This window comes from Paenibacillus profundus (assembly GCF_021369635.1).
Lineage (GTDB): Bacteria > Bacillota > Bacilli > Paenibacillales > Paenibacillaceae > Paenibacillus_B > Paenibacillus_B profundus.
The window spans coordinates 316,446-338,204 of the sequence record NZ_JAJNBZ010000001.1 but is presented as its reverse complement, the minus strand read 5'-3'; the positions used below and the strand labels follow the sequence as shown (position 1 = coordinate 338,204).

The window sequence follows — 21,759 nt, the reverse complement described above, 5'->3', positions numbered from 1 at the left end:
GTATGATTCTGGAACACTAACAAACGCAATCATTATCCTATATTTCCCAAGCAAAAGCAAGGCATCTGCCATAAAGGATTCCTTTATCAGCAGATGCCTTGAATATGGTGCGCTCCGAATTAATCCATAACGGAGACACGAATGAACGGACACAATTGATGTATCGTTCGATATTTGAATAATTGCTGCCCATCCGTGAAGAGACCTTGCTTCTCCATTTCAATCTCGACACGGACGGAATGAAGGGAACTGCCACCCAAACGGAAGAAGTCATCGTCAATTCCGATGTTGCCGATTCCTAGCACCCGCTCCCAAATTTGCACCATTGCCGCTTCCACCTCATTGGTCGGCGCACGGTATGCGGCTCTTTGCGCCTCCCCCTCCTCCGCTTCCTGCACCGGAAGTTGAAGCAACCGGGCGGCGCTATAATATTGCAGCGGGATCAGTTGATGCCTGTGCAGCTGACTTTCCCGGCCGTCAACAGCTACCTCCCAGGTTGGCCGTTCTAAGCTTCGCTCTGCTGCAGAGACGAGGTCTTCCGTACGATTTCCTTCATTCCCAGCGCGCTGCGGCTCTTCGTTGCCGGGAAGGGGAGCGTTGTGGAAACATTGGATATGGCCGATGGTGTCGGGTAAATCTTCCACTGCATGCCGGAAACGCACGACCCGATCCGTCTCCTCCGTCACGACCCACTTTCCTGTTTTCAAAAAGGCCAGCATCGGTTCGTTCTTCCCGGTAAGCGTGCAGACAGCTTCGATATAATCGGCCTGCCGTTCACGGCAGTATGGCTTCAAGGAACTCAGCACGGCAGCTTCTATTCCTCTTCCGAGAATCCGGCAGCTCAGGAGGAAGGCGTCCAGATGCACGTTGTTGTCCTCGCATCTCGTAATGACCGCCCCGACCAGACCGTAGCGGCCGAATCTATCCGCGGCTTCAATCGCCCAGCACGTCGTATCAGGATTATCAAGAACGACTGCCAAGTCGCTCTCCGTGCTGCGGTCGGCGTTCAGCACAAATTGGTTGGTTCGCTGCATAAGCTGGGCAATGCGCGGCAGTTGCTCGGCACTCGCCTCGCTCATGCTCATCATCAGATCCAATTCATCGAGGAACGCCTGCAGCGATGCGGCCGATGCGCGAACTTCGCCGCGCTTGCGTTCCGTCGCGTACATCTCGGTTCTCTGCTTATCGTCTTCCGTCACCCGGATGCGGTCCAACGCCCAGACATGCTGCAGGAATGCCGGCATTTGCCGTTCGTCGGGGAGCTGCAGCGTGAGCACGTCTAGACATTTCGACTGAACCTCGGAACATTCTAGCGAACTGTCGTCGATTAGAATAAAGCTGTCCAATCCTAACCGGAGTTCCTCCGCCAGTTCCTTCAGATTTTCGGATTTTGCATTCCAATTAATGCGCCAGCCGGCGAGATGTTCCTTTTTCAGCAGCATGTCAGGATGTTTATCGAATACGTCCCACACATCCGTTTCATTGTTCTTGCTGACGAGCACAAGCAGCATGCCTTCCTGCTGCTTAGTCAGCAGATACCGCTGCAGCTCACGATAAGGCTCCCCGACCGTTAACCCTTCCGCTCCATCTTCAGCGCACACTCCATGCCACAGCGTATTGTCGCAATCCACCGCAATGACCTTGAATGGATGTCCTTGCCAAGCCAACAGGTTGCGTGCCGTGAATGTCCCGATTGCTGCGTAATATTCTGGCGTGAACGGCATATGCGCAGCTCGATCGGCGGCGGCATCATACGTTTGCTCGATACCAAACATCCCGCCAACCTCTCTGAAGTCGATGACATGGACATGCTCCAGCCGTTCCAACTCGCGCTTCCATCGGTTCGTCAGCTCCTCCAAATAACTCGCCATTACCGGAGAGGCCGTAAGTGATACCGACACGGGAAATACTCCCGCGAACAGCGGCCTTGTGCTCCACCCTGCGGAGATCGCCTCCACTAGGTCGGCGAGCGCGCGTTCCAGCTTCTTAATCTGTTCGGGCTCCGGCGAACGGTCATCCCGCAGCCAATCCTCGAAGCGGACGAGCAACAGTCCGGCGTCGCCATCGGACGAGAGAGAGCTGCCCGGGTTCAAGAGCTCCTGAAACACTTGGTGATACGGCGCAAAACGGATGTCGATGCGCGTTCCGAATTGCTCCCCCCACCAGTTGACATAGGGGCGAATCGGCTCCGCCGTAAAGGTAGAGGCGGCCGTCACGGTAAAGGTACGTTCCGGTGCGAGATTGCGTCTCTTCGCGGCCAATTCGCGCTGTTCTGCTTCGGTGAACAAGTTCAATTCCCCCAGCTCCTGCTCTGGGTTGGCCAGCACCAAGTCAATCAGCTCGGTAAAATGCCGCATCAGCCCCGCCATCGTCTCTTCGACGAACAAGGCGGTGTTATATTGCATTACGCAGAGCAGCCCGCCGTTATCCGCATAGCCTATATCGAGCTTGAAGTCGAGCTTGGAGATCCCTTTCGTAATGTCATAGTTCTCAAAGGTGAGCCCTTCGGCGTTCAGCACCGTATCTCCGTCAAACTCGTTGTGGAAAATCATCATCGTGTCAAACAGCGGATTGCGGCCGCGCGGCAATTTCGCGGACAGCTTCTCCACCATCCGGTCAAACGGGAAATCTTGATTTTCATAGGCGTTCATCATCGTGTCGTTCAGAGTGCGCAGCTGATCGAGAATGGTGCGACGCTCCTCGAAGCTGACCCGGATCGGCAGGAAGTTGGTGAACATGCCGATCAGATGTTCCACGTCGGCATGACGCCTGCCTGCGACCAGCGACCCGACCGTCACATCGTGTTGGCCGGTATATTTGTGCAGCACGATCGTGTACAGGTGAAACAGCAGCACGTTAATCGTGACATTTTGCGATTTGGCCAAGGCGTTCATCCGATCTGCCGTTTCCTTGGACAGGTTGAGCTTGTGCGCTCTGCCGACGAACGATTGGAATTCGGGCCGCTCGAAGTCGGTTGGCATATTCAGCACCGGAATGTTTTGCCGGAACTGGCTCATCCAATATTCCTCTTGCTTCCGAATAACATCCCCGCCCAGCAGACGGTGCTGCCATTCCGCATAATCTTTATACTGAATCCGCAATGACGGCAGATCTTTGCCTGCATACAGGTCGCTGAACTCCTTGATGAACACGTTCATCGACGCGCCGTCCGACACGATATTATGCATATCCATGAGCAGCACATGCTTTTCTGGCGCGAGCTTGACGAAGGCGGCGCGGATAAGCGGGGCTTGGCCCAAATCGAAAGGCTTAATGAACCGTCTCACTATCTTCTTCATGTCCTCCTCGTCTGCTTCGAGGCGCTCGACGGCAAACTTGAAGCTTTCGTGGATCTGCTGCACCGGCTCTCCGTCCACCATGTGGAACGAAGTGCGCATATTTTCATGACGGTGAATCAATTTAATAAAAGTGTCCTCAAACCGATCCGCGTCAGCTTTTCCGTGCACCAACAAGGCCATCGGCATGTTGTAGGTGGTCACCTGGCCGATTTGCTGATGGATAAGGAATGTTCGCTTCTGAGCCGATGAGAGCTGGTAGTTCGGTTTCCGTTCCGCCGCCGCGATTGCCAAATATTCGTTTTTCTCCATTTGTCCAATATGCTGAGCAAGCGCGCTAATCGTCGGCATGCTGAAAATATCCGACAATACCAGCTCCACATCGAGCTCCTTATGTATCTTGGTGATGAGGCTGGTCGCCTTCAAGGAATGGCCGCCCAATTCAAAGAAATCATCGTGAATCCCGATTTCCTCGATGCCGAACAGATTCCGCCATATGGCTGCCAACGTCTCTTCCAGCGGATTCCGCGGAGCGGTAAACCCGCTCGACATCTCCCGTCGCGCATGCCGCTCCGTGCTGTCGGATTGCCCGGCGCTCTCCGTCGGTGAAGCTGAGTGAACGATGCGGATTCCCTCTTCATCGATCCAGAAGCGTCTGCGATCAAACGAATACGTTGGCAAAGGAATGCGATTCCTTTTCTCCTCCCCGTAGAAGCGGGTCCAGTCGAATTTCACGCCGGCATTCCACAACCGTCCGACTTGCTGGAGCAGATGCGTCACGTCCGACATGCTCTGCTGCGGATGCCGCATTAGGTTCACGAAGACGCGATCCCCCTTTGCCTCCGTATGACATCTTGCAAATGTGGTCAGCGCATTGCCTCCGCCAATCTCGACAAACGCAGCATCCAACTCGGCGAACAGCGTCGTTAATCCGTCCGCGAACCGTACCGTACTGCGCAGATGCCGCACCCAGTAAGCCGGGCTTACCGCTTCCTCGTCCCGGATCCACGTCCCCGTAACATTTGAAATAATCGGTGTGTGCGGCGGATTCAGCACAAGCTTGCCCACCTCACGCTCATATTCCTCCAGCATCGGCTCCATCATCGCAGAATGGAACGCGTGGGATGTATGAAGACGCCGGCAGTTGAGTCCTCTCTCCTCCAGCGAGGCAGCCAGTGCCTCAACCGCATCATGTGGACCCGACACGACGGCCATGGCAGGAGCGTTTGCCGCGGCCAGCGACAGGTCGCCGGACAGCAGCGGCAGCAGCTCCTCCTCAGTTAGCGGGACACTCAGCATGTCGCCGCCCGGCAGGCTCTGCATCAATTGGCCGCGGAGCGTGACCAGCCGGATGGCATCTTCCAACGAGAAGACGCCGGCGATACACGCGGCGACATATTCGCCAATGCTATGCCCGATCATTGCCTGCGGGTTCAGTCCCCACTTCATCATCAGCTTGGCAAGCGCGTACTCGACCGTAAATATGATCGGCTGCGCGATGTCCGTCCGGTTGATGAGAGCGCCGGCAGCTTCCGGCTCTTCGGCAGACGGATATAGAACCCGCTTCACCTCCTGACCGATCTCGCCCGGCATCTGTTCGAAGCAGCGGTTCGCTTCGTCGCGAAAGACCGGTTCCCGCTCATATAGCTCCCTTCCCATCCCGACGTATTGCGAGCCTTGGCCGGAGAACATGAATACAACCGGCTTGTCATCGGCAACGGCAATCCCGCTCTGGACATCGGTTGAATCGGGCTGCGCCAGCTGTCCGGCAGCTTCCTCTGCGCTGCTGCAGACAAGCGTGCGGCGATGCAGGAACGACGCGCGCCCCACTTGCAGCGTATACGCCATATCGGCCAAGGACACGTCCGGATGCTCCTGCAAATGCCGGGCCATCCGCTCGGTCAATCGGTGGAGCGAAGCTTCCGTCTTGGCGGACATAGCGATCAACTGCGCCGTTCTGCCCGGGGAGGAAGCGGCGGCTGGCGGCGCCTCCTCCAAGACGACGTGTGCATTCGTGCCGCCGATGCCGAATGAGCTTACGCCAGCCCGCAGCGGGTAATGGTCGTTTTTCCAGTCGCTCAATTGGTCGTTGACATAGAACGGGCTGTTCTCGAAATCGATCTTCGGATTCGGACGTTCGAAATGAAGCGTCGGCGGCAATTGTTTATGGGCAAGCGCCAGCACGGTCTTGATGAATCCGGCTACCCCGGCGGCGTTATTCAAATGCCCGATGTTGGATTTTGCCGTTCCGATGCCGCAATACCGCTTCTTCTCCGTTTGAAATGCGGTTTTCAACGCTTCAATCTCGATTGGATCACCCAGCGTCGTCCCCGTGCCGTGCGCTTCGATGTAGCTGATGCTTTCCGGCTCCACTTCCGATACGTGATGGGCGGCACGGATGACGGAAACTTGTCCCGACGTGCTCGGTGCGGTATAGCCTACTTTCCGGTTGCCGTCATTATTAATCGCCGAGCCTTTGATGACGGCGTATATGTGGTCTCCATCCGCGAGCGCATCCTCGAGCGGTTTCAAGACGACGATGCCCGCCCCGTCTCCGAAGACGGTGCCGGCCGCCTGTTCGTCGAAGGCGCGGCAATGTCCGTCAGGCGAGTTAATCATGCCCTCTTGATAAAAATAGCCCGTTTTCTTCGGCAGTTGGATCGACACGCCTCCGGCAAGCGCCATGCTGCACTCCCCGCTCAGCAATCCTTGGCAAGCCAGGTGCACGGCGACGAGCGACGTTGAACAAGCCGTTTGAACCGTAAAGCTCGGTCCCTTCAAGTTCAGTTTGTACGACACGAGCGTTGCCATATAATCGCGCAGGTTCAGCATGGCCGTCTCCAGCGTGGCGGACTCCTCCGCCGTCCCCAATCCCTTGAACGCCCTCATGAACCAGTGGGAATTGAAGGCTGCGCCGGTGTATAGCCCGATGGCTCCTTTATACGCCTTTGGGTCGTACCCCGCTTGTTCGAGCGCTTCCCAGGAGCATTCGTGAAGAAGGCGAAATTGCGGATCCATGACCTCCGCTTCGCGCGGGGTATAGTCAAAAAACTCGGGATCGAAGTATTCGATGTCATCCAGCATCCCTTTTGCTTTCACATAGTTCGGATGACGCAACACTTCTGCATCGATGCCTGCTTCCAACAGCTCCTCATCGCTGAAAAAGGAAATGCTCTCCTTGCCGGTGCGGAGGTTATCCCAATATTCCCGCAAGTTTTTGGCGCCCGGGAACCTTCCCGACATGCCGATGACGGCGATTTCCGATCCGGTATATTCCCTTCCGTTCGATACGCTCATTGCAAGACCTCTCCTTTGCGTCTTTTTTCTTTTTGCTGCTGCTGCCGCTTCTTGCCTTTCGCCACGGAGTCGATCAGCTGATGCTCCATTTCTGCTTCCTCTGCCTCGTCCTGCCCATTCCGGTTAAGACGCTGAGCGAGCGCATGAATGGTGGGATAGGTGAACATATCGACGACAGCGATGCTTTCGTCCAACGCTTCGTTCAATTTGCCAGTCACTTGAATCATGTCAAGCGAACTCGCCCCCAAGTCAAAGAAATTATCGTGAATGCCCACTTGATCGATGCGGAAAAATTGTTTCCAAACGTCGGAAATTGCCTTCTCCACTTGGTTGCGCGGCGCGACATAAGGGTTGGTCAGGTTCGGCCTGACGAATGAGCTGCCGTCCCCAACCGGCTCTTCCTTCTTCTTGCCTGCGTGCCTAATCCATTGATCTATCCGCGTCTGGAGGCCTCCCGTGGACACGATGATCTGGTTGCTGTCGCACGGGTTGAAGACGTATTGAAACAGCTCCGGCGCTTCGGCAGGCAATATTGCCAGTTCGACGAGCGATTCCCCGATCGTTGACTCGTGCTCCTCCCAGAACTCCCATGCATCCCAATTGACGCACAGCCACTTCGTCCCGCCTTCCCGATTCTGTCTGCGTGCAAAAGCATCCATGAATAGGTTCGCAGCCGAATAGGCGCTGAAGCCGAGTCCCCCCAGCACACTGGCGATGGATGAGAACAGGATGCACACATCCGCCTCTCTGTCGGCAAGCAGCCTTGCCAATGTCTGCAAGCCTTGGACTTTGGCCCGGAACTGCTCGTCAGCTTGCTCCCCGCCGATATTTTCTATCGCGCGGAAGGAGTCGCCACCAGGAAGCCCCGCCGCTTGCACGACCCCGTGCAAACAACCGTATGCGGTGTCAATGAACTTGAAGACGCGGCCCATCTGTTCTTCGTCGGACAGATCGGCCTGCATGTATGTCACCTCGGCGCCTAGCCCTTCCAGCTGCTGCACGCGCCTGATTTTGCGTACGACCGGATGTTCCTCGCCGTGTTCGGCAATCCAATGCTCATACTCGTCCCGGGCCGGAAAGCCGGAACGGCCGGTGAGGATGAGCCGCGCCCGGAAATGCCGCGACAAATATTCGGCCGTCAGCATCCCGATTCCGCCGAGACCTCCGGTGATTAGGTATACACCCTTCTCCCGGAATGGTGCGGCCGGAGTTTCTGCCTGGCGCAGGGCGATAGGCTTGTAGTTCTGCACCCAGCGGTAATGGCCGCGGTAGGCGATGAGACGATCCGAGGCCGGAACCGACAATTCTGCCATGATTTGAGTGGCAATGCGCCGCTGATGGCTTGCTCCTTCCGGCACATCGATGTCGATGCTCACGCACGTAATTCCGCTGTACTCCTGTTGGATGACCATGCACGGACCGAGCAGCGTCATTTTGCCTGGAGACAGCCGCTCCAGCCCTGTTACCTCCTGCATATCCGTCGACACGACGGCGATGCGGACATCGGCGGCCTCCTTCTGCTTGCGCAGCGCTTGAGCCAGATATATCAAACTGTAATACCCCAGTGCTTGCTGGCGCTGTTCAGCCGTTTCCGATCCGGATGACATCCCGGCCGGTCCGACTTCCTCATCAGGAGTGGAGACACTCCACAGATGGGCGACGCGATCCGGTGTGAAGTCCCGCTTCCGCAGCTCCTCCAGCAGCAGCGCGTAATGCTTCGCCGAGCCGGGGGAAAGCGTAAACGTTCCATCGTCGTGCGCGGCGAATGCGGCGCCCGCCTTCACGGTTGCGACACGATCCCCGTCAAGGCGCACACGTTCGGCCAGCTCGTCCGCCACACCGCAGCCATCCGCGAATAGTAGCCAGCTATGCCCGTTCGGCTGCCGATCGTCCGGGCGCTCCTGCAGCAGCGAGCGTTCCCACGAAGGATAATAGAACCAATCCGCCATGTTCGGGTTTTTGCCGGAACGCGGCGCAGATGGACGTCCCGCCGCCAGCGGCTGTTGTTGTTCGTCTAACCAATATCGCTGCCGCTCCATCGGATAAGTGGGCAGCTCGATGCGTCTGCGCCGCTCGTGCGCATAGAAGCCCTGCCAGTCCATGTCGACGCCAGCCAGCCAGAGGCGCCCGATTGTGTGCAGCAGATGGGCCGAATCCGGCACTGCTTCCTGGGGATGCCGAAGCAAATTAACGACTGCCCGCTCTCGCGAGGCGGCGAGATGCTTGCGCACGAACGTGCTAAGCGCATTGCCTGGCCCGGCCTCGATGAACACGGCGCGCGGATTGCTCAACAGCTCGTCAAGCCCGTCCGCAAAGCGCACGGTCGACCGTAAATGTCTGACCCAGTATTCCGCATCCGTTGCCTCTTCCGGCGTAATCCACGTTCCTGTCACATTGGAAATGAAAGGCATCGCCGGCTCATTCAGCCGAATCGAGCGCACTTTGTCCGCGAATGCCGCCAATATCGGATCCATCATGTGCGAATGGAACGCATGGGACGTATGCAGCCGTCGGCTCGCATAGCCTTTGTCGTCCAATAGACGGGCAAAGGCGTCAATCTCCTCGGACTCGCCCGCGACGACACACAATGCCGAGCTGTTGACGGCCGCCAGCGCAAGCCGATCCGGCAGCAGAGGGCGAAGCTCCGACTCGGGCAGCGCGACGCTGAGCATCGAGCCGGCAGGCAGCGCTTGCATGAGCCGCCCGCGAAGCGCGACGAGCTGCAGCGCCTCTTCCAGCGGAAATACGCCAGCCAGACAGGCTGCGACATACTCGCCGATGCTGTGCCCCATCATCGCTTCCGGGCGGACGCCCCAGCGCATGAGCAGCTTGGCGAGCGCATATTCGACCATAAACAGCACAGGCTGCGCAATATCCGTCCGCAACAGGAGCTCCTCCTGAACGGCTTGGTCCAGCTCGTTCGGGAACAGCACCGCCTTCAGGTCAACCGTCATATGCGGTTGAACGAGTTCGAGGCAGCGGTCAACCTCGTCCCGGAACACCGGCTCATCGCGATACAGCTCGCGTCCCATGTTGACGTACTGGGAGCCTTGCCCCGGGAACATGAACACGACGGAACGGGATTGCGTTCCCGTCTCGGCCACGGCTATCTTGTCCGGCTCGGACGATGTCAGAATGGCGGCGGCTTCCTGCGCGTCCCTGCATACGAATGCAGCTCTCCATTCGAAGGCCTTCCTGCCCGCTTGCAGCGTGTACGCAACATCTGCCAGATTGACCTCCGGATGCTTCGACAAAAACGCGGCCAAGCGCTCTTTTGCCTGAGCCAAGGCTGTGTCCGTTCTAGCGGACAGCAGCAGCAATTTGTCACCTCGGCCCTCGCCAGAGGCTTCCGCGATAGGGGCCTCCTCCAGAATGACGTGCGCATTGGTGCCCCCGATGCCGAATGAGCTAACCCCAGAGCGCAACGGATAGCGGCCGCTCTCCCAAGGTGTCAGTTCGGTGTTGACGACGAACGGGCTGTTGACGAAATCGATATTTGGATTTTCCCGTTCAAAATGCAGGCTCGGGGGAATTTGCTTCGCTTTCAACGCGAGCACCGTCTTGATGAAGCCGGCTGCACCGGCCGCGCTGTTGAGATGCCCGACGTTGGACTTGACGGATCCGATGCGGCAAAATCCTTTTTCCTCGGTGCGGAATGCCTCTTTCAACGCTTCGATCTCGATCGGGTCCCCCATGTTGGTGCCCGTTCCGTGTGCTTCAACATAAGTAATGCTCTCCGGCTCCACTCCTGCCATCAGATGGGCCGCACGGATGACTTCGGCCTGTCCCTTCGTGCTCGGAGCGGTGAAGCCCACCTTGCGCATTCCGTCATTGTTCAGCCCGAAGCCCTTGATGACGGCGTGTACCACGTCTCCATCCGCGATGGCGTCGCGCAGCCGCTTCAAGATGACGACGCCGACGCCGTCGCCGAACACAGTCCCTGCCGCCTGTTCATCGAAGGCGCGGCAGTGTCCGTCCGGCGACTGAATCATGCCGTCTTCGTACAGGTAGCCGCTCTTGTGGGGAACGCTGACGGTGGCGCCGCCTGCCAATGCAATATCGCATGCGCCCGCCAGCAGCCCCTGCGAAGCCAATACGATGTTGACCAAAGAAGTAGAGCAAGCCGTCTGCATGGAAATGCTCGGACCGCGTAGATTGAGCTTATACGACAGCTGCGTGCTGAAAAATTCACGGTCGTTAAGCAGCATGGCGCTGAATCGTTCCGTCCCGCCCAATTCGGCGGCAAAGCGGGAGACCCACTCCAGATTGGGAGTCGCGCCCGCATATACCCCGATCAGCCCCGGATAGGCGTCCGGATTGTACCCGGCAGATTCGAGCGCTTCCCACGCGCATTCGTGAAACAGCCGCAACTGCGGGTCCATAAGCTGCGCTTCCCGCGGCGAATAGCCGAAAAATGCGGCATCGAACTGGTCGAACCCGTTCAGAACACCTTTTGCTTTGACATAAGAAGGATGGGAGACGAGCTGAGGATCAACGCCTTCCTGCAGCAGTTCCTCGTCTGAGAAGAACGATATCGACTCGACGCCATCCCGCAAATTGTGCCAGAACTGCTCGAGGCTGTCCGCACCAGGGAATCTGGCGGCCATGCCGACGACGGCAATCTCCAGTCCGTTCTCCTCGTCAGATACACGTTCCCGTTGCTCCCGTTCCTGACCAGCCCTCGTTCTCATCTGCTCGGCCCGTGCCAATCCCTCTTCAATGGCACGCAGACGCGCTTCGTCCTTTTCCTCTGTCGCCTCCGTCGCCGTTCCTGCCCCTTCTTCCCGCAGAAACGCCGCTAGCGCACGCACAGTCGGATAGGAATACAGGGTGACCACGGGAATGTCCTTGCGCAGCTCCTCTGCCATCTTATCCGCCAATTGGGAAATATCGAGCGAACCAGCCCCGATTTCAAAAAAGTTGTCGTTCATGCCGAGCTGCGTAAACCCAAAATGGCTCTGCACAATGTCCGCAATCGTATGCTCGATAGCGGACGCCGGCACCATGCGGACAGTTCCCATGTCCCGCTGGCCGCCATCGTTCTCCGCCGCCCCCGCTTCCGTGCGGGAGCCTTCCCGCAGAGCTGATTCCCGGCGCATGCCGCCCAATGTCAGCGGCGTGCCGTCCACGGAATATCGCCGGCGTTCGAACGGATATGTCGGCAACGCAATCCGGCGACGGCATTCTTCCGTATAGTAGCCCGCCCAATCGATCCGCACGCCAGCTATCCACATTTTTCCGAGCTTCTCCAGCAGATAAGCGTCATCCGCGGCTTGCTCCTGCGGATGACGGACGAGATGATGTACCTCATGCTCTCGCGTAATAGCCTGCTGCTTGCGGATAAAGCTGCTCAACACATTGCCGGGCCCTACTTCAATAAAGACCGCCTGCTTCTCCTTGAGCAGCTCCGCCGCTCCGGCGGCAAATCGCACCGTATCCCGTAAATGCCGCGTCCAGTAAGCGGGATCGGCGGCATCCTCCGCCGTCATCCACGTTCCCGTCACATTGGATACGTACGGGATGGATGGGGCGGACAGCGCAACCCGCTTGACTTTGTCCGCATAGATTGCCAATATCGGCTCCATCATCGCCGAGTGGAACGCATGCGACGTATGCAGCTTCCGGTGCGCCACCTGCCGCTCTGTCAGCTTCGCTTCGAAGGAGGCGATCGCTGCATGCGGCCCCGATACGACGCACAGTTCCGGTCCGTTGACCGCCGCCAGCGATAATTCCGCGGGAAGCAGCGCGCTCAGGCTTGCTTCGGACAGCGAGACGCTCAGCATCTCTCCGGTCGGCAGTTCCTGCATGAGCTTGCCGCGCAGGGTGACCAGCTCCAGCGCATCCGCCAACGAGAGCACGCCTGATAAGCACGCGGCTGTATATTCCCCTATGCTGTGCCCAATCATCGCGCGCGGCTGAATGCCCCACGACATCAGCAGCTTGGCGAGCGCATATTCGAACGCGAACAAAGCAGGCTGAGCTGCTTCCGTCTGGTTGATCCGCTCCGCTACTGACGGGCTTGCCGCGCTGCCGTTCGCCTGATTCAGCACCTCTCTAGGGTCGACACCGCCCAACGAGACGATGATATCGCAGCAACGGTCCAATTCTGCGCGGAACAGCGGCTCCTTCCGGTACAAATCCAGCCCCATGTTCACATATTGCGAACCTTGTCCAGGGAACAGGAAGATAACCCGGGCCTGATCGCGTTCCGACTCGCCTGTATGCACTTTAGCGTCCGAAGGAGATGTCAATCGTGCAAGAGCTTCACGGGCATCGGAGCAGACAAGCGTTCTCCGGAACCGGAATCGCTTACGCCCCGTCTGCAGCGTGTACGCCGCATCGGCCAGATCGACCTCAGGACGAGTCCGCAGAAAGTCGGCGAGATTGCGGGTCGCGCGCTCCAATCCGTCCTCCGTCTCGGCCGACAGTACAAGCAGCTTCAAGTCCCGCCCGGCCGATACCGCCGTCATAGGCGGCGCTTCCTCCAATACGACGTGGGCGTTCGTGCCCCCGATGCCGAATGAGCTGACTCCAGCCCGAAGCGGACCACCCTCTCTTTCCCAACGGGTCAGCTCCGTATTAACGGAAAAGGGCGAGCTTGCAAAATCGATTTTTGGATTCGGGCGATGAAAGTGAAGGCTTGGCGGGATCTGCTTATGCTGCAGTGCCAGCACGGCTTTTATAAAGCCCGCGACCCCGGCGGCAGCGTCCAGATGGCCAATGTTGGACTTGAGCGATCCGATTTTGCAAAAGCCCGTTTTCTCCGTGGCAAAAGCAAGCTGCAGCGCCTCCACTTCGATCGGATCGCCGAGTGCCGTCCCTGTACCGTGCGCTTCGATATAGCCGATGCTCTCCGGGTGCACCTCCGCCATTTGATGGGCGGCGCGGATGACCTCGATTTGACCGTTCGTGCTCGGTGCCGTATACCCGACTTTCCGGCTGCCGTCATTGTTGATCGCCGAGCCCTTAATGACCGCGTGTATGGTGTCGCCATCCGCAATGGCATCGGTCAGCCGCTTGAGAACGACGATCCCGATGCCGTCGCCGAACAAGGTCCCGTTTGCCCCTTCGTCAAAAGGCCGGCAATGACCGTCGGGCGATTGAATCATCCCTTCCTGGTACAGGTAGCCGGCTTTGCGCGGCAAATTGATCGAGACGCCACCAGCCAGAGCAAGATCGCATTCTCCGCCCAGCAGCCCCTGACAAGCGAGATGGATGGACACAAGCGAGGTGGAGCAGGCCGTTTGCACGCTCACACTCGGACCTTTTAAATTCAATTTGTATGAAATTCTCGTCGTAAACGACGGATTGTTCAATTGTAAAATTTGAAAATGATCGCTTGCATGGGAAGCGCCCATAAACTGGCTTGCAACCCAATACGTGTTGGGGGAAGCTCCCGCGTAAACCCCGATTAATTTATCTTCGGATTCAGGAGTGTACCCCGCATTCTCCAACGCCTCCCACGAACATTCGTGAAACAGACGAAACTGCGGATCGACAAGCTCCGCCTCCCGCGGCGTGTAGTCAAAAAACGGCGCATCGAACGATTCCACGTCCTCCAGCATCGCCTTTGCCTTTACATACTGAGGATGCCGAAGCGCTTCGGGGTCGATCCCTGCCTCTTTCAGTTCTTCATCCGTAAAAAACGTGACCGATTCCACGCCATCGCGCAAGTTTTCCCAGAACTCCCCCACGTTTTTCGCTCCAGGAAATCGTCCTGCCATGCCGATAACGGCAATTTCTAAGCCGGTTCCTTCGTACATCCCGTTTGATTCACTCATCTTGCCACCCCCTTCACGTTCTATCACGCTTCTGCAGCCGCTGCTTCAACCTATGTTTCCCCTCGTGTATCTGTCCGGAGCGGTCCGCCGTCTCTTCAGAGACTGGTTCCCCCGCTCTTGCGCGTCTAAGCGATTCAGCCAACGCATGAACCGTCGGATGGCTGAACATGTCAACGACGGACACTTCATACTGCAATGCACGCTGCAGCTTCGTGTTCATTTGAATCATATCGAGCGAAGTGGCCCCAAGCTCGAAGAAGTTATCGTGTGCGCCTACTTGATCGATGCCGAGATAGTCCCGCCACAGCTCGGCCATCGTCTGTTCCAGCTCGTCTTCCGGCGGCACATACGCCGTGCTGACATCGGGGCGGATCGCTTTCGGTCCAGCGCCGCTCTGCTCCCCCTCTATCAGCGTTTGCAGCGATGATGCACGGGCGGCTTGCATCCGCAGCGGCAAATCGACCGTCGATACCGTCACCTGCGGCAAATGGAAACCAAGCGCTTGCCGGAATACCGCGACTCCCTCTTCCGGCAGCAGCCGTGTCAGCTTGTCTGGACCTTGTGCGCGTACTCCCGCTTGCGCGGACGCCGTCGCGATCTCTTGCTCCGCCGCTGCGGCCATCCCTACGACCTGCCAGCCGTCCCAATCGATTGAGACGACATGTGTGCCGTCTTGCGCTCGTTTGTAGTGGGCGTAAGCGTCGAGATAGGCATTGGCTGCGCAGTACCCTGCCTGCCCCACTGCGCCCAGAACGCTGACCAGAGAGGAGCACAGCAGGACGAAATCAAGCCTCATTCCTTCCAACACCCGCCCCAGCACCCGCGTACCGGTCACCTTGGCTGCCAGAGCGCGTTCATCAATCTCCCGTGTGCGCCGTTGGATTAACGCTCCGTCTGCCGTTCCGGCCGCATGAATGACGCCATGAATCGCTCCAAAACGGGCGACAGCTTGGGCTACGATCTGCTCCATCCGCGGAACATCGCATACGTCTGCGTTGCAGATCAGCACCTCCGCTCCATGCCGTTCAAGCTCCTCCAGCTTCATCAGCTTGGCCGTCAACGCTTCGTCTGTCGGATGTTCAGCAGCACGGCGCCGCCAGTCCGCTCCGCCGGGCAACCCCGAGCGGCCGATCAGGATCAGCTTCGCCTGCACAGTCTTGGCCAAATGTTCAGCCAGCGCTAAGCCAATACCGCCTAGTCCCCCTGTTATAAGGTAAACGCCTTGCTCCCGCAGGCCGCTGTCGGATGCGCTGACAGCGGCTGCCGGAACCGGGACGTATTTTTGCACCCAGCGGTACGTGCCGCGGTACGCGACCATCATGTCAGCGGAAGAGGCGGTTATTTCCGAATACAATCTTTCGGTGAGCGCTTGTTGCCCCCGCTGCTTCGGTTCATTATCTTCATGTACAGATGCAATATCGATGCTGCGGCAGCGCACGTTGGCATACTCTTGCGGAATGACGAGGCACGCGCCAAGCACTGCCGCTTGTTCCGGCTGCAGCCGCTCGTCCCCAGTCACCTCTTGCATGTTAGACGTAATAACCGAAATGTGCAGTTCTTCTTCCATGCCGCTTGCTCCGATGGCCTGTGCCAGCGCAATGAGGCTGTAGAAGCCTCTTTCAAGCACCCTCGCGCTGTAGGAAGAACTCCATACACCTGTTTTGCCTGCCTCCGCCGCCAGCCAAGCGTGTACAATCCGGTCAGGCCGTGTGCCCGCATCCGTCAACTCCCGCAGCAGTCGAGCATAATGCTCAGGTTCCCCAGGGGCTATCTGGTACGACTCCCCGTCCAGCTGCGTGAACGCATCGGATGGATAGATGGTGATGACGGAGTGACCGGCTTGCTTCAGCCGGGAAACCAACAGCGCCCCAATACCGTGCTCTGCGATGAAGACGAGCCAGCGGCTTGCGGTTCGGCCGACAACCAGCTCTTCGCGTAACAGTGATCTCTCCCAGACCGGGGTGTACATCCACTCCTGCACGGTTTCCTTTTTGGCTAGTCCGACGCTGTCGTTCAGCTTCGGGGCGTGCGTCTGCTTGCGCACAAGTCCCTGCTTCAGAACATCCGTCTCGAATGGCGGATCGACCCAGTAACGACGGCGTTCAAACGGATACGTCGGCAAAGCCGTCCGCTTGCGCCGCTCGTAGGCATGGAACGCTTTCCAATCCGGCCGCGCTCCTTCCAGCCACAGGCGCCCCACCTGCTGCAGCAAATAAACGTCGTCGCGCGCTTGCTCCTTTGGATGCCGGACGAGATTGACGACCGCGTGGCGTCCAGTTTTGTCGGGATGACGGCGCACGAACGCGCTTAATGCGTTGCCCGGCCCCACCTCCACAAACACGGCTTTGTCGTCCCGCAGCAGTTCGCGGAGGCCGTCGGCAAAGCGGACGGTGCCGCGCAAATGCCGGACCCAGTAGTCGGCAGCGGCAGCTTCTCCCTCCGTAATCCAGCTTCCGCTTACATTCGAAATATAAGGGATGACCGGTTTGCGCAGCGTCATCCCGCTGACCTTCTCGCGAAATGGCTGCAAAATCGGTTCCATCATCGCCGAATGAAAGGCATGGGACGTGTGCAGCTTCGTGCTGGCCTGCCCCTTCTCCGCCAACTGCCGTTCCAGTCTGTCAATCGCGTCATACGGCCCCGACACGACGCACAGCGCCGCACCGTTAACCGCGGCCAGCGACAAGTCGTCATCCAAGAACGGTTCCAGCTCTTGCTCCGACAGCGGCACGCTGAGCATCGCTCCTGGCGGTACGCTGTGCATCAGTCTCCCCCGCAGAACGACCAGTTCCAGCGCTTCTTCCAGCGACATCACTCCCGCCAGGCACGCAGCCACGTATTCGCCCGCGCTGTGGCCGATCATGGCACTCGGTTTCAGCCCCCATTTCATCAGCAGCTGCGCCATCGCATACGAGAAGATGAACATGACGGGCTGTGTCACGTCCGTCTGCTTGATCCGCTCGCCGCAGTCACTGACGGCGTCATCCCCGGCGGGGTACAGAATTTCCTTCAAATCGGCTCCGAGCAGCGGCCGGACGATGTCAAAGCACCGGTCCGCCGCTTTGCGGAAGTCCGGCTCCCTGTTGTATAGGTCCAGCCCCATGTTGACATACTGCGCGCCTTGCCCCGGAAACATGAACACGAGTCGAGCCTGATCGTTGTCGCAGATGCGGCTGTGAACCCGCTCCGGCGGCAAGGTTGCCAGCAGCTCCTGCGCTTCCTCCGCAGAGGAACAGACAAGCATGCGGCGATGCCGGAACGCCCTGCGGCCGATGTGCAGCGTGTAAGCCGCATCGGATAACGGCATGTCGGGATGCGTCCGCAAATGCTCGCGCATGCGGACCGTAGCCTGCTCCAGTCCGGATTCCGTCTTGGCCGACAACAGAAGCAGCTTCGGTGCTCTTCCTTCGTCTCCGTCCGCTTGCGGCGGCGCTTCCTCCAGCACGACATGCACATTGGTTCCGCCGATACCGAACGAGCTGACACCGGCCCGCAGCGGATGATGCTCATTCGTCCACTCCGTCAACTCCGTGTTGACGACGAACGGGCTGTTGGCGAAATCGATTTTGGGATTGGGCGTATCGTAATGCAAGCTTGGCGGAAGCTGCTTGTGCTCCAGCGACAGCACGGTCTTGATGAACGCCGCGATACCAGCCGCGCTGTTCAAATGACCGATGTTCGTCTTGACGGATCCGATACGGCAAAACCCTGTTTTCTCGGTCTGAAAAGCCAGCTTCAACGCCTCGATTTCAACTGGATCGCCCAGCGTGGTGCCCGTACCGTGCGCCTCAACATAGCTGATGCTCTCAGGCGTGACCCGGCTCATCCGCTGCGCCGCCCGGATGACCTCCGCCTGACCCTCGATGCTCGGAGCGGAATATCCAATCTTGCGCGTGCCGTCATTGTTCGCCGCCGAGCCTTTAATGACCGCGTAAATATGATCGCCGTCGGCCACAGCCTGCTTCAAAGGCTTAAGCACGACGACTCCCGCGCCTTCCCCGCCGACGGTCCCCTTCGCTCTGGCGTCAAAAGCCCGGCAATGCCCGTCTGGCGAGCTGACCATCCCCTCTTCATACAGGTAGCCTTCCGTATGGGGAACCGTTACGGTAACTCCGCCAGCCAAAGCCATTCTGCATTCGCCCATCAAGAGCGCCCTGCAGGCCAGATGGATGGCCAGCAGCGAGGTAGAGCAAGCGGAGTCGACGTTGACACTCGGACCTTTCAAATTCAGCTTGTGGGCAATTCGCGTGCTCAAAAAATCTTTGTCCGACAAAGCCAGTGCGGCGAATTGCTCAGCCGTGCTCTCGCTGCGCGAAAGCATGGCCACCAATTGCCAGTAAATACTGGCGGATGCGCCAGCAAACAGCCCGACGGCGCCATTCGTCTGCTCGGTATCGTAGCCGGCGTGCTCCAGCGCCTCCCAGGCGCACTCGTGGAACATTCGCAGCTGCGGGTCGATGACCTCCGCCTCGCGCGGCGAATAATCGAAAAAGTCGGAGTCAAACCATTCTGCATCCGGCACAACCGCCTTCGCTTTTACATATCGAGGGTGCCGAATCATTTCAGGATCGACCCCCGCCGCCTCGAGCTCTCCATCGGTAAAGAAGCGAACCGACTCCACCCCGTTTTTCAGATTACCCCAATATTCCTCCACATTTCGCGCTCCGGGAAATCGGCCCGCCATACCGATGACGGCGATTTCCAGACCGGTCGCTGCTTGCGTTTGTTGGCCCTTAGTCATCGTACGCCCCCTCCAGAATGAGCAGCGTCTGCTCCATCGTGTCGAATCCCGCATCTATTTCCTCGGTGTCAGCCATATCTTGGGACACCTGGACTTCGCCACTCTCCAGCCGTTGCAAATAATCTCCGAGCGCCGTAACCGTCGTATATTGAAACATGACGGGCACAGGGATATCGCGGTCAAACGTTTCCTTCAGCTTGTTGACAACCTGCACGAGCTGAAAGGAGTTCCCTCCCAGATCAAAGAACGTATCCAGCACCCCGACTCTGTCTTCGCCGATGCCCAATACTTCGGCCCAGATTCGGACCAGTGTGTTCTCGATATCGCCGCGCGGCGCAACGTATTCCTTTCCGGTATGAACGTGCTCTTTCGGATTGGGCAAGGCTTTCGTGTCTAATTTTCCATTAGCCGTTGCAGGCAACTGCTCTAAGCGAACAAAATAAGCCGGAATCATATAGGCCGGCAGCCGCGCGGCCAGATGATCCCGAAGCGCGGCCGCAGACAATCCGGCCGGGCCAGTATAGTAAGCGCACAGCATGTTCTGTCCGTTCTCATCCTCGCGGACGTGGACGACCGCTTCGCGGACGGCCTCGTGCTGGCGCAGCAGCATTTCGATTTCCCCGGGCTCGATGCGGTATCCGCGCACCTTCACCTGGTCATCCTGACGGTTCCAATACTCCAGTGTGCCGTCCGGGAGCCAGCGGCCTAGATCGCCCGTCCGGTACAGACGCTCTCCGGGAACAAACGGATGAGGCACGAACTTGTCCGCCGTCAGCTCCGGTCTGCCGAGATAACCGCGGGCCAGCCCGACACCCGCTACGCATATTTCGCCGGGCACGCCCAGCGGCAGCAACTGAAGATGCTGGTCCAGCACATACACTTTGGTGTTGTCGATCGGCCTGCCAATCGGGATGCCGCCCGCTGCCGTCTCGATTTCGGCGAACGTGGTCACTACCGTATTCTCGGTTGGCCCGTAATTGTTGAACAACCGATAGCTTCCCGGCTTGTATCGTTTCAAGCGGTCTCCGCCCGTCAGCAGTATCCGCAATGGCATATGCTCCAGATTCGGCAAATCCATGAACTGCTCGCACATCATCGTGGGCAAGAAGGCGATCGTAATGCCTCGCTCTGCAAAAAAAGCTGTTAGCTTATTCACATCCAGCCGGATATCCGGAGGAACGATATGGATGGCTGCTCCCGCAAGCAGATAAGGGAACACTTCCCACACCGATGCGTCGAAGCCGAATCCAGCATACTTGATGCTGCGATCGGATTCCGTTACGTTGAAAGCGCGATTGTGCCAAAAGGCCAGATTGATGAGTGAGCGGTGTTCGATCATGACGCCTTTCGGCCGTCCGGTAGAGCCTGACGTATAGATGACGTAGGCCAGATCATCCGGACGGCTGGCTAGCGTTACATTCCCTGTTTCTTCGGTGAATAGATCGACGTCATCAAGGCACAGCACATCGCGGTCAGCCGCTCTGTCGGCAAAAGGCCGCTGTGTCAGCACCACGCGCGCACAGCTGTCCTCCAGCATGAACGCAATGCGTTCGTCCGGGTAATCCGGGTCTATCGGCAGAAATGCCCCGCCGGCCTTGAGGGTAGCGATCATGCCGAGCATCATGTCGGCAGAAGGGCCAAGCAGCAATCCTACGATTGCGCCCGTCCCTACCCCTTGTAACTGCAGCTTACGTGCCAACTGATTCGCCTTCTCGTTCAGCTCACGATACGTTAGCTGAACGCCCGCACAGACGACGGCCGACGCATCCGGCGTGCGCGCTGCCTGTTCCTCGAACAATTGCTGCACGGCTTGCTGCTGCGGATAATCGGCCGAGCATCCAGCCAGCGTGCCGAGAAGCCTTTCTTTCTCCCCCGGAAGCAGAACATGGACGCTGTGCAGCGGCTGATCCGGATTCGCCAGCGCCTCCCGCAGAAGAAGCGTGTAACGGGAGACGAGGCTTGCAATCGTGTCGCTGCGGTAGAGCTGCGCGTTATATTTGACGACACCGTCAATCCCGTCCTTCGTCCTGCGGAACGTGAACAATGTCGTCCACTTCACATTCCTGAAATACCGTTCATCGTGAATGTTTTCAAGCAGCAATGCCGTTTCGAACAACGGATGGGCGATCGGATCGTCCGTCGGAAGCGCCAGCTGCTCCGCCGCCATTTCCATCGGATAGCTCTGATGCTCCACAGCCGCCACAATCGTGTCCTGCATCTGAAGCAGGCATTGCCTGAACGAGATCGAGCCATCCACGCCGGCCCGCAGCGGAAGCACGGTATTGATGAACTCTGCTTCCTCCCGCTGCTTGTAGATTGGAGTTCCCACTACGATATCGCTGCGATTCGTCATTTTGCCCAGCAAGGCAACGAGCGCAGCTGATAACACAACATGAAGCTTCGAATCCGATTCTGCGCATACTTGCAGCAATCGGGCTGCCAGGTCTTGCGGAAGGACAAATGCGGCTTCTTCCGCCGACATCCCGGTTCCGCGCGCATAATCATAGGGAAAGCCGCTTTTTTCATATTCGCCGGACAAAGCGGCCAGCCAATATTCCCGCTCCTTGCCTTTTTGGGAAGCCGCCACCGCCAGCCGATCCAATCTGTTTTCCGACCCCACTGCCATTCCTCCCTTTCTTCCGTC

Annotated in this window: 4 protein-coding genes; all 4 read right to left on the bottom strand. The window is 58.3% G+C overall.

Features of this window, described 5'->3' with window-relative positions; all coding sequences use genetic code 11:
* Window positions 1-119: 119 nt before the first annotated feature.
* The 4 genes from LQV63_RS01420 to LQV63_RS01405 are packed head-to-tail and all read right to left on the bottom strand — an operon-like array spanning window position 120 to window position 21,741.
* Entirely contained in the window at window positions 120-6,593 is a 6,474-nt protein-coding gene (locus tag LQV63_RS01420; protein ID WP_233695402.1) for a type I polyketide synthase, read from the bottom strand.
* Complete coding sequence (locus LQV63_RS01415; protein WP_233695401.1) at window positions 6,590-14,374, bottom strand: type I polyketide synthase; 7,785 nt, start codon at window positions 14,372-14,374, stop codon at window positions 6,590-6,592. The genes LQV63_RS01420 and LQV63_RS01415 overlap by 4 nt, the downstream gene beginning before the upstream one ends.
* 13 nt (window positions 14,375-14,387) lie before the next feature.
* On the bottom strand, window positions 14,388-19,115 hold the full coding sequence (locus LQV63_RS01410; RefSeq protein ID WP_233695400.1) for a type I polyketide synthase: 4,728 nt from the start codon (window positions 19,113-19,115) through the stop codon (window positions 14,388-14,390).
* A complete protein-coding gene (locus LQV63_RS01405; protein WP_233695555.1) occupies window positions 19,108-21,741 on the bottom strand; it encodes a non-ribosomal peptide synthetase in 2,634 nt (877 codons plus the stop codon). The genes LQV63_RS01410 and LQV63_RS01405 overlap by 8 nt, the downstream gene beginning before the upstream one ends.
* Between the last annotated feature and the right edge of the window lie 18 nt (window positions 21,742-21,759).

Bases quoted from the DNA above. Each gene is read 5' to 3' on its own strand.
- LQV63_RS01420 (WP_233695402.1), bottom strand. From the start codon at position 6,593: ATGAGCGTATCGAACGGAAGGGAATATACCGGATCGGAAATCGCCGTC.
- LQV63_RS01415 (WP_233695401.1), bottom strand. From the start codon at position 14,374: ATGAGTGAATCAAACGGGATGTACGAAGGAACCGGCTTAGAAATTGCC.
- LQV63_RS01410 (WP_233695400.1), bottom strand. From the start codon at position 19,115: ATGACTAAGGGCCAACAAACGCAAGCAGCGACCGGTCTGGAAATCGCC.
- LQV63_RS01405 (WP_233695555.1), bottom strand. From the start codon at position 21,741: ATGGCAGTGGGGTCGGAAAACAGATTGGATCGGCTGGCGGTGGCGGCT.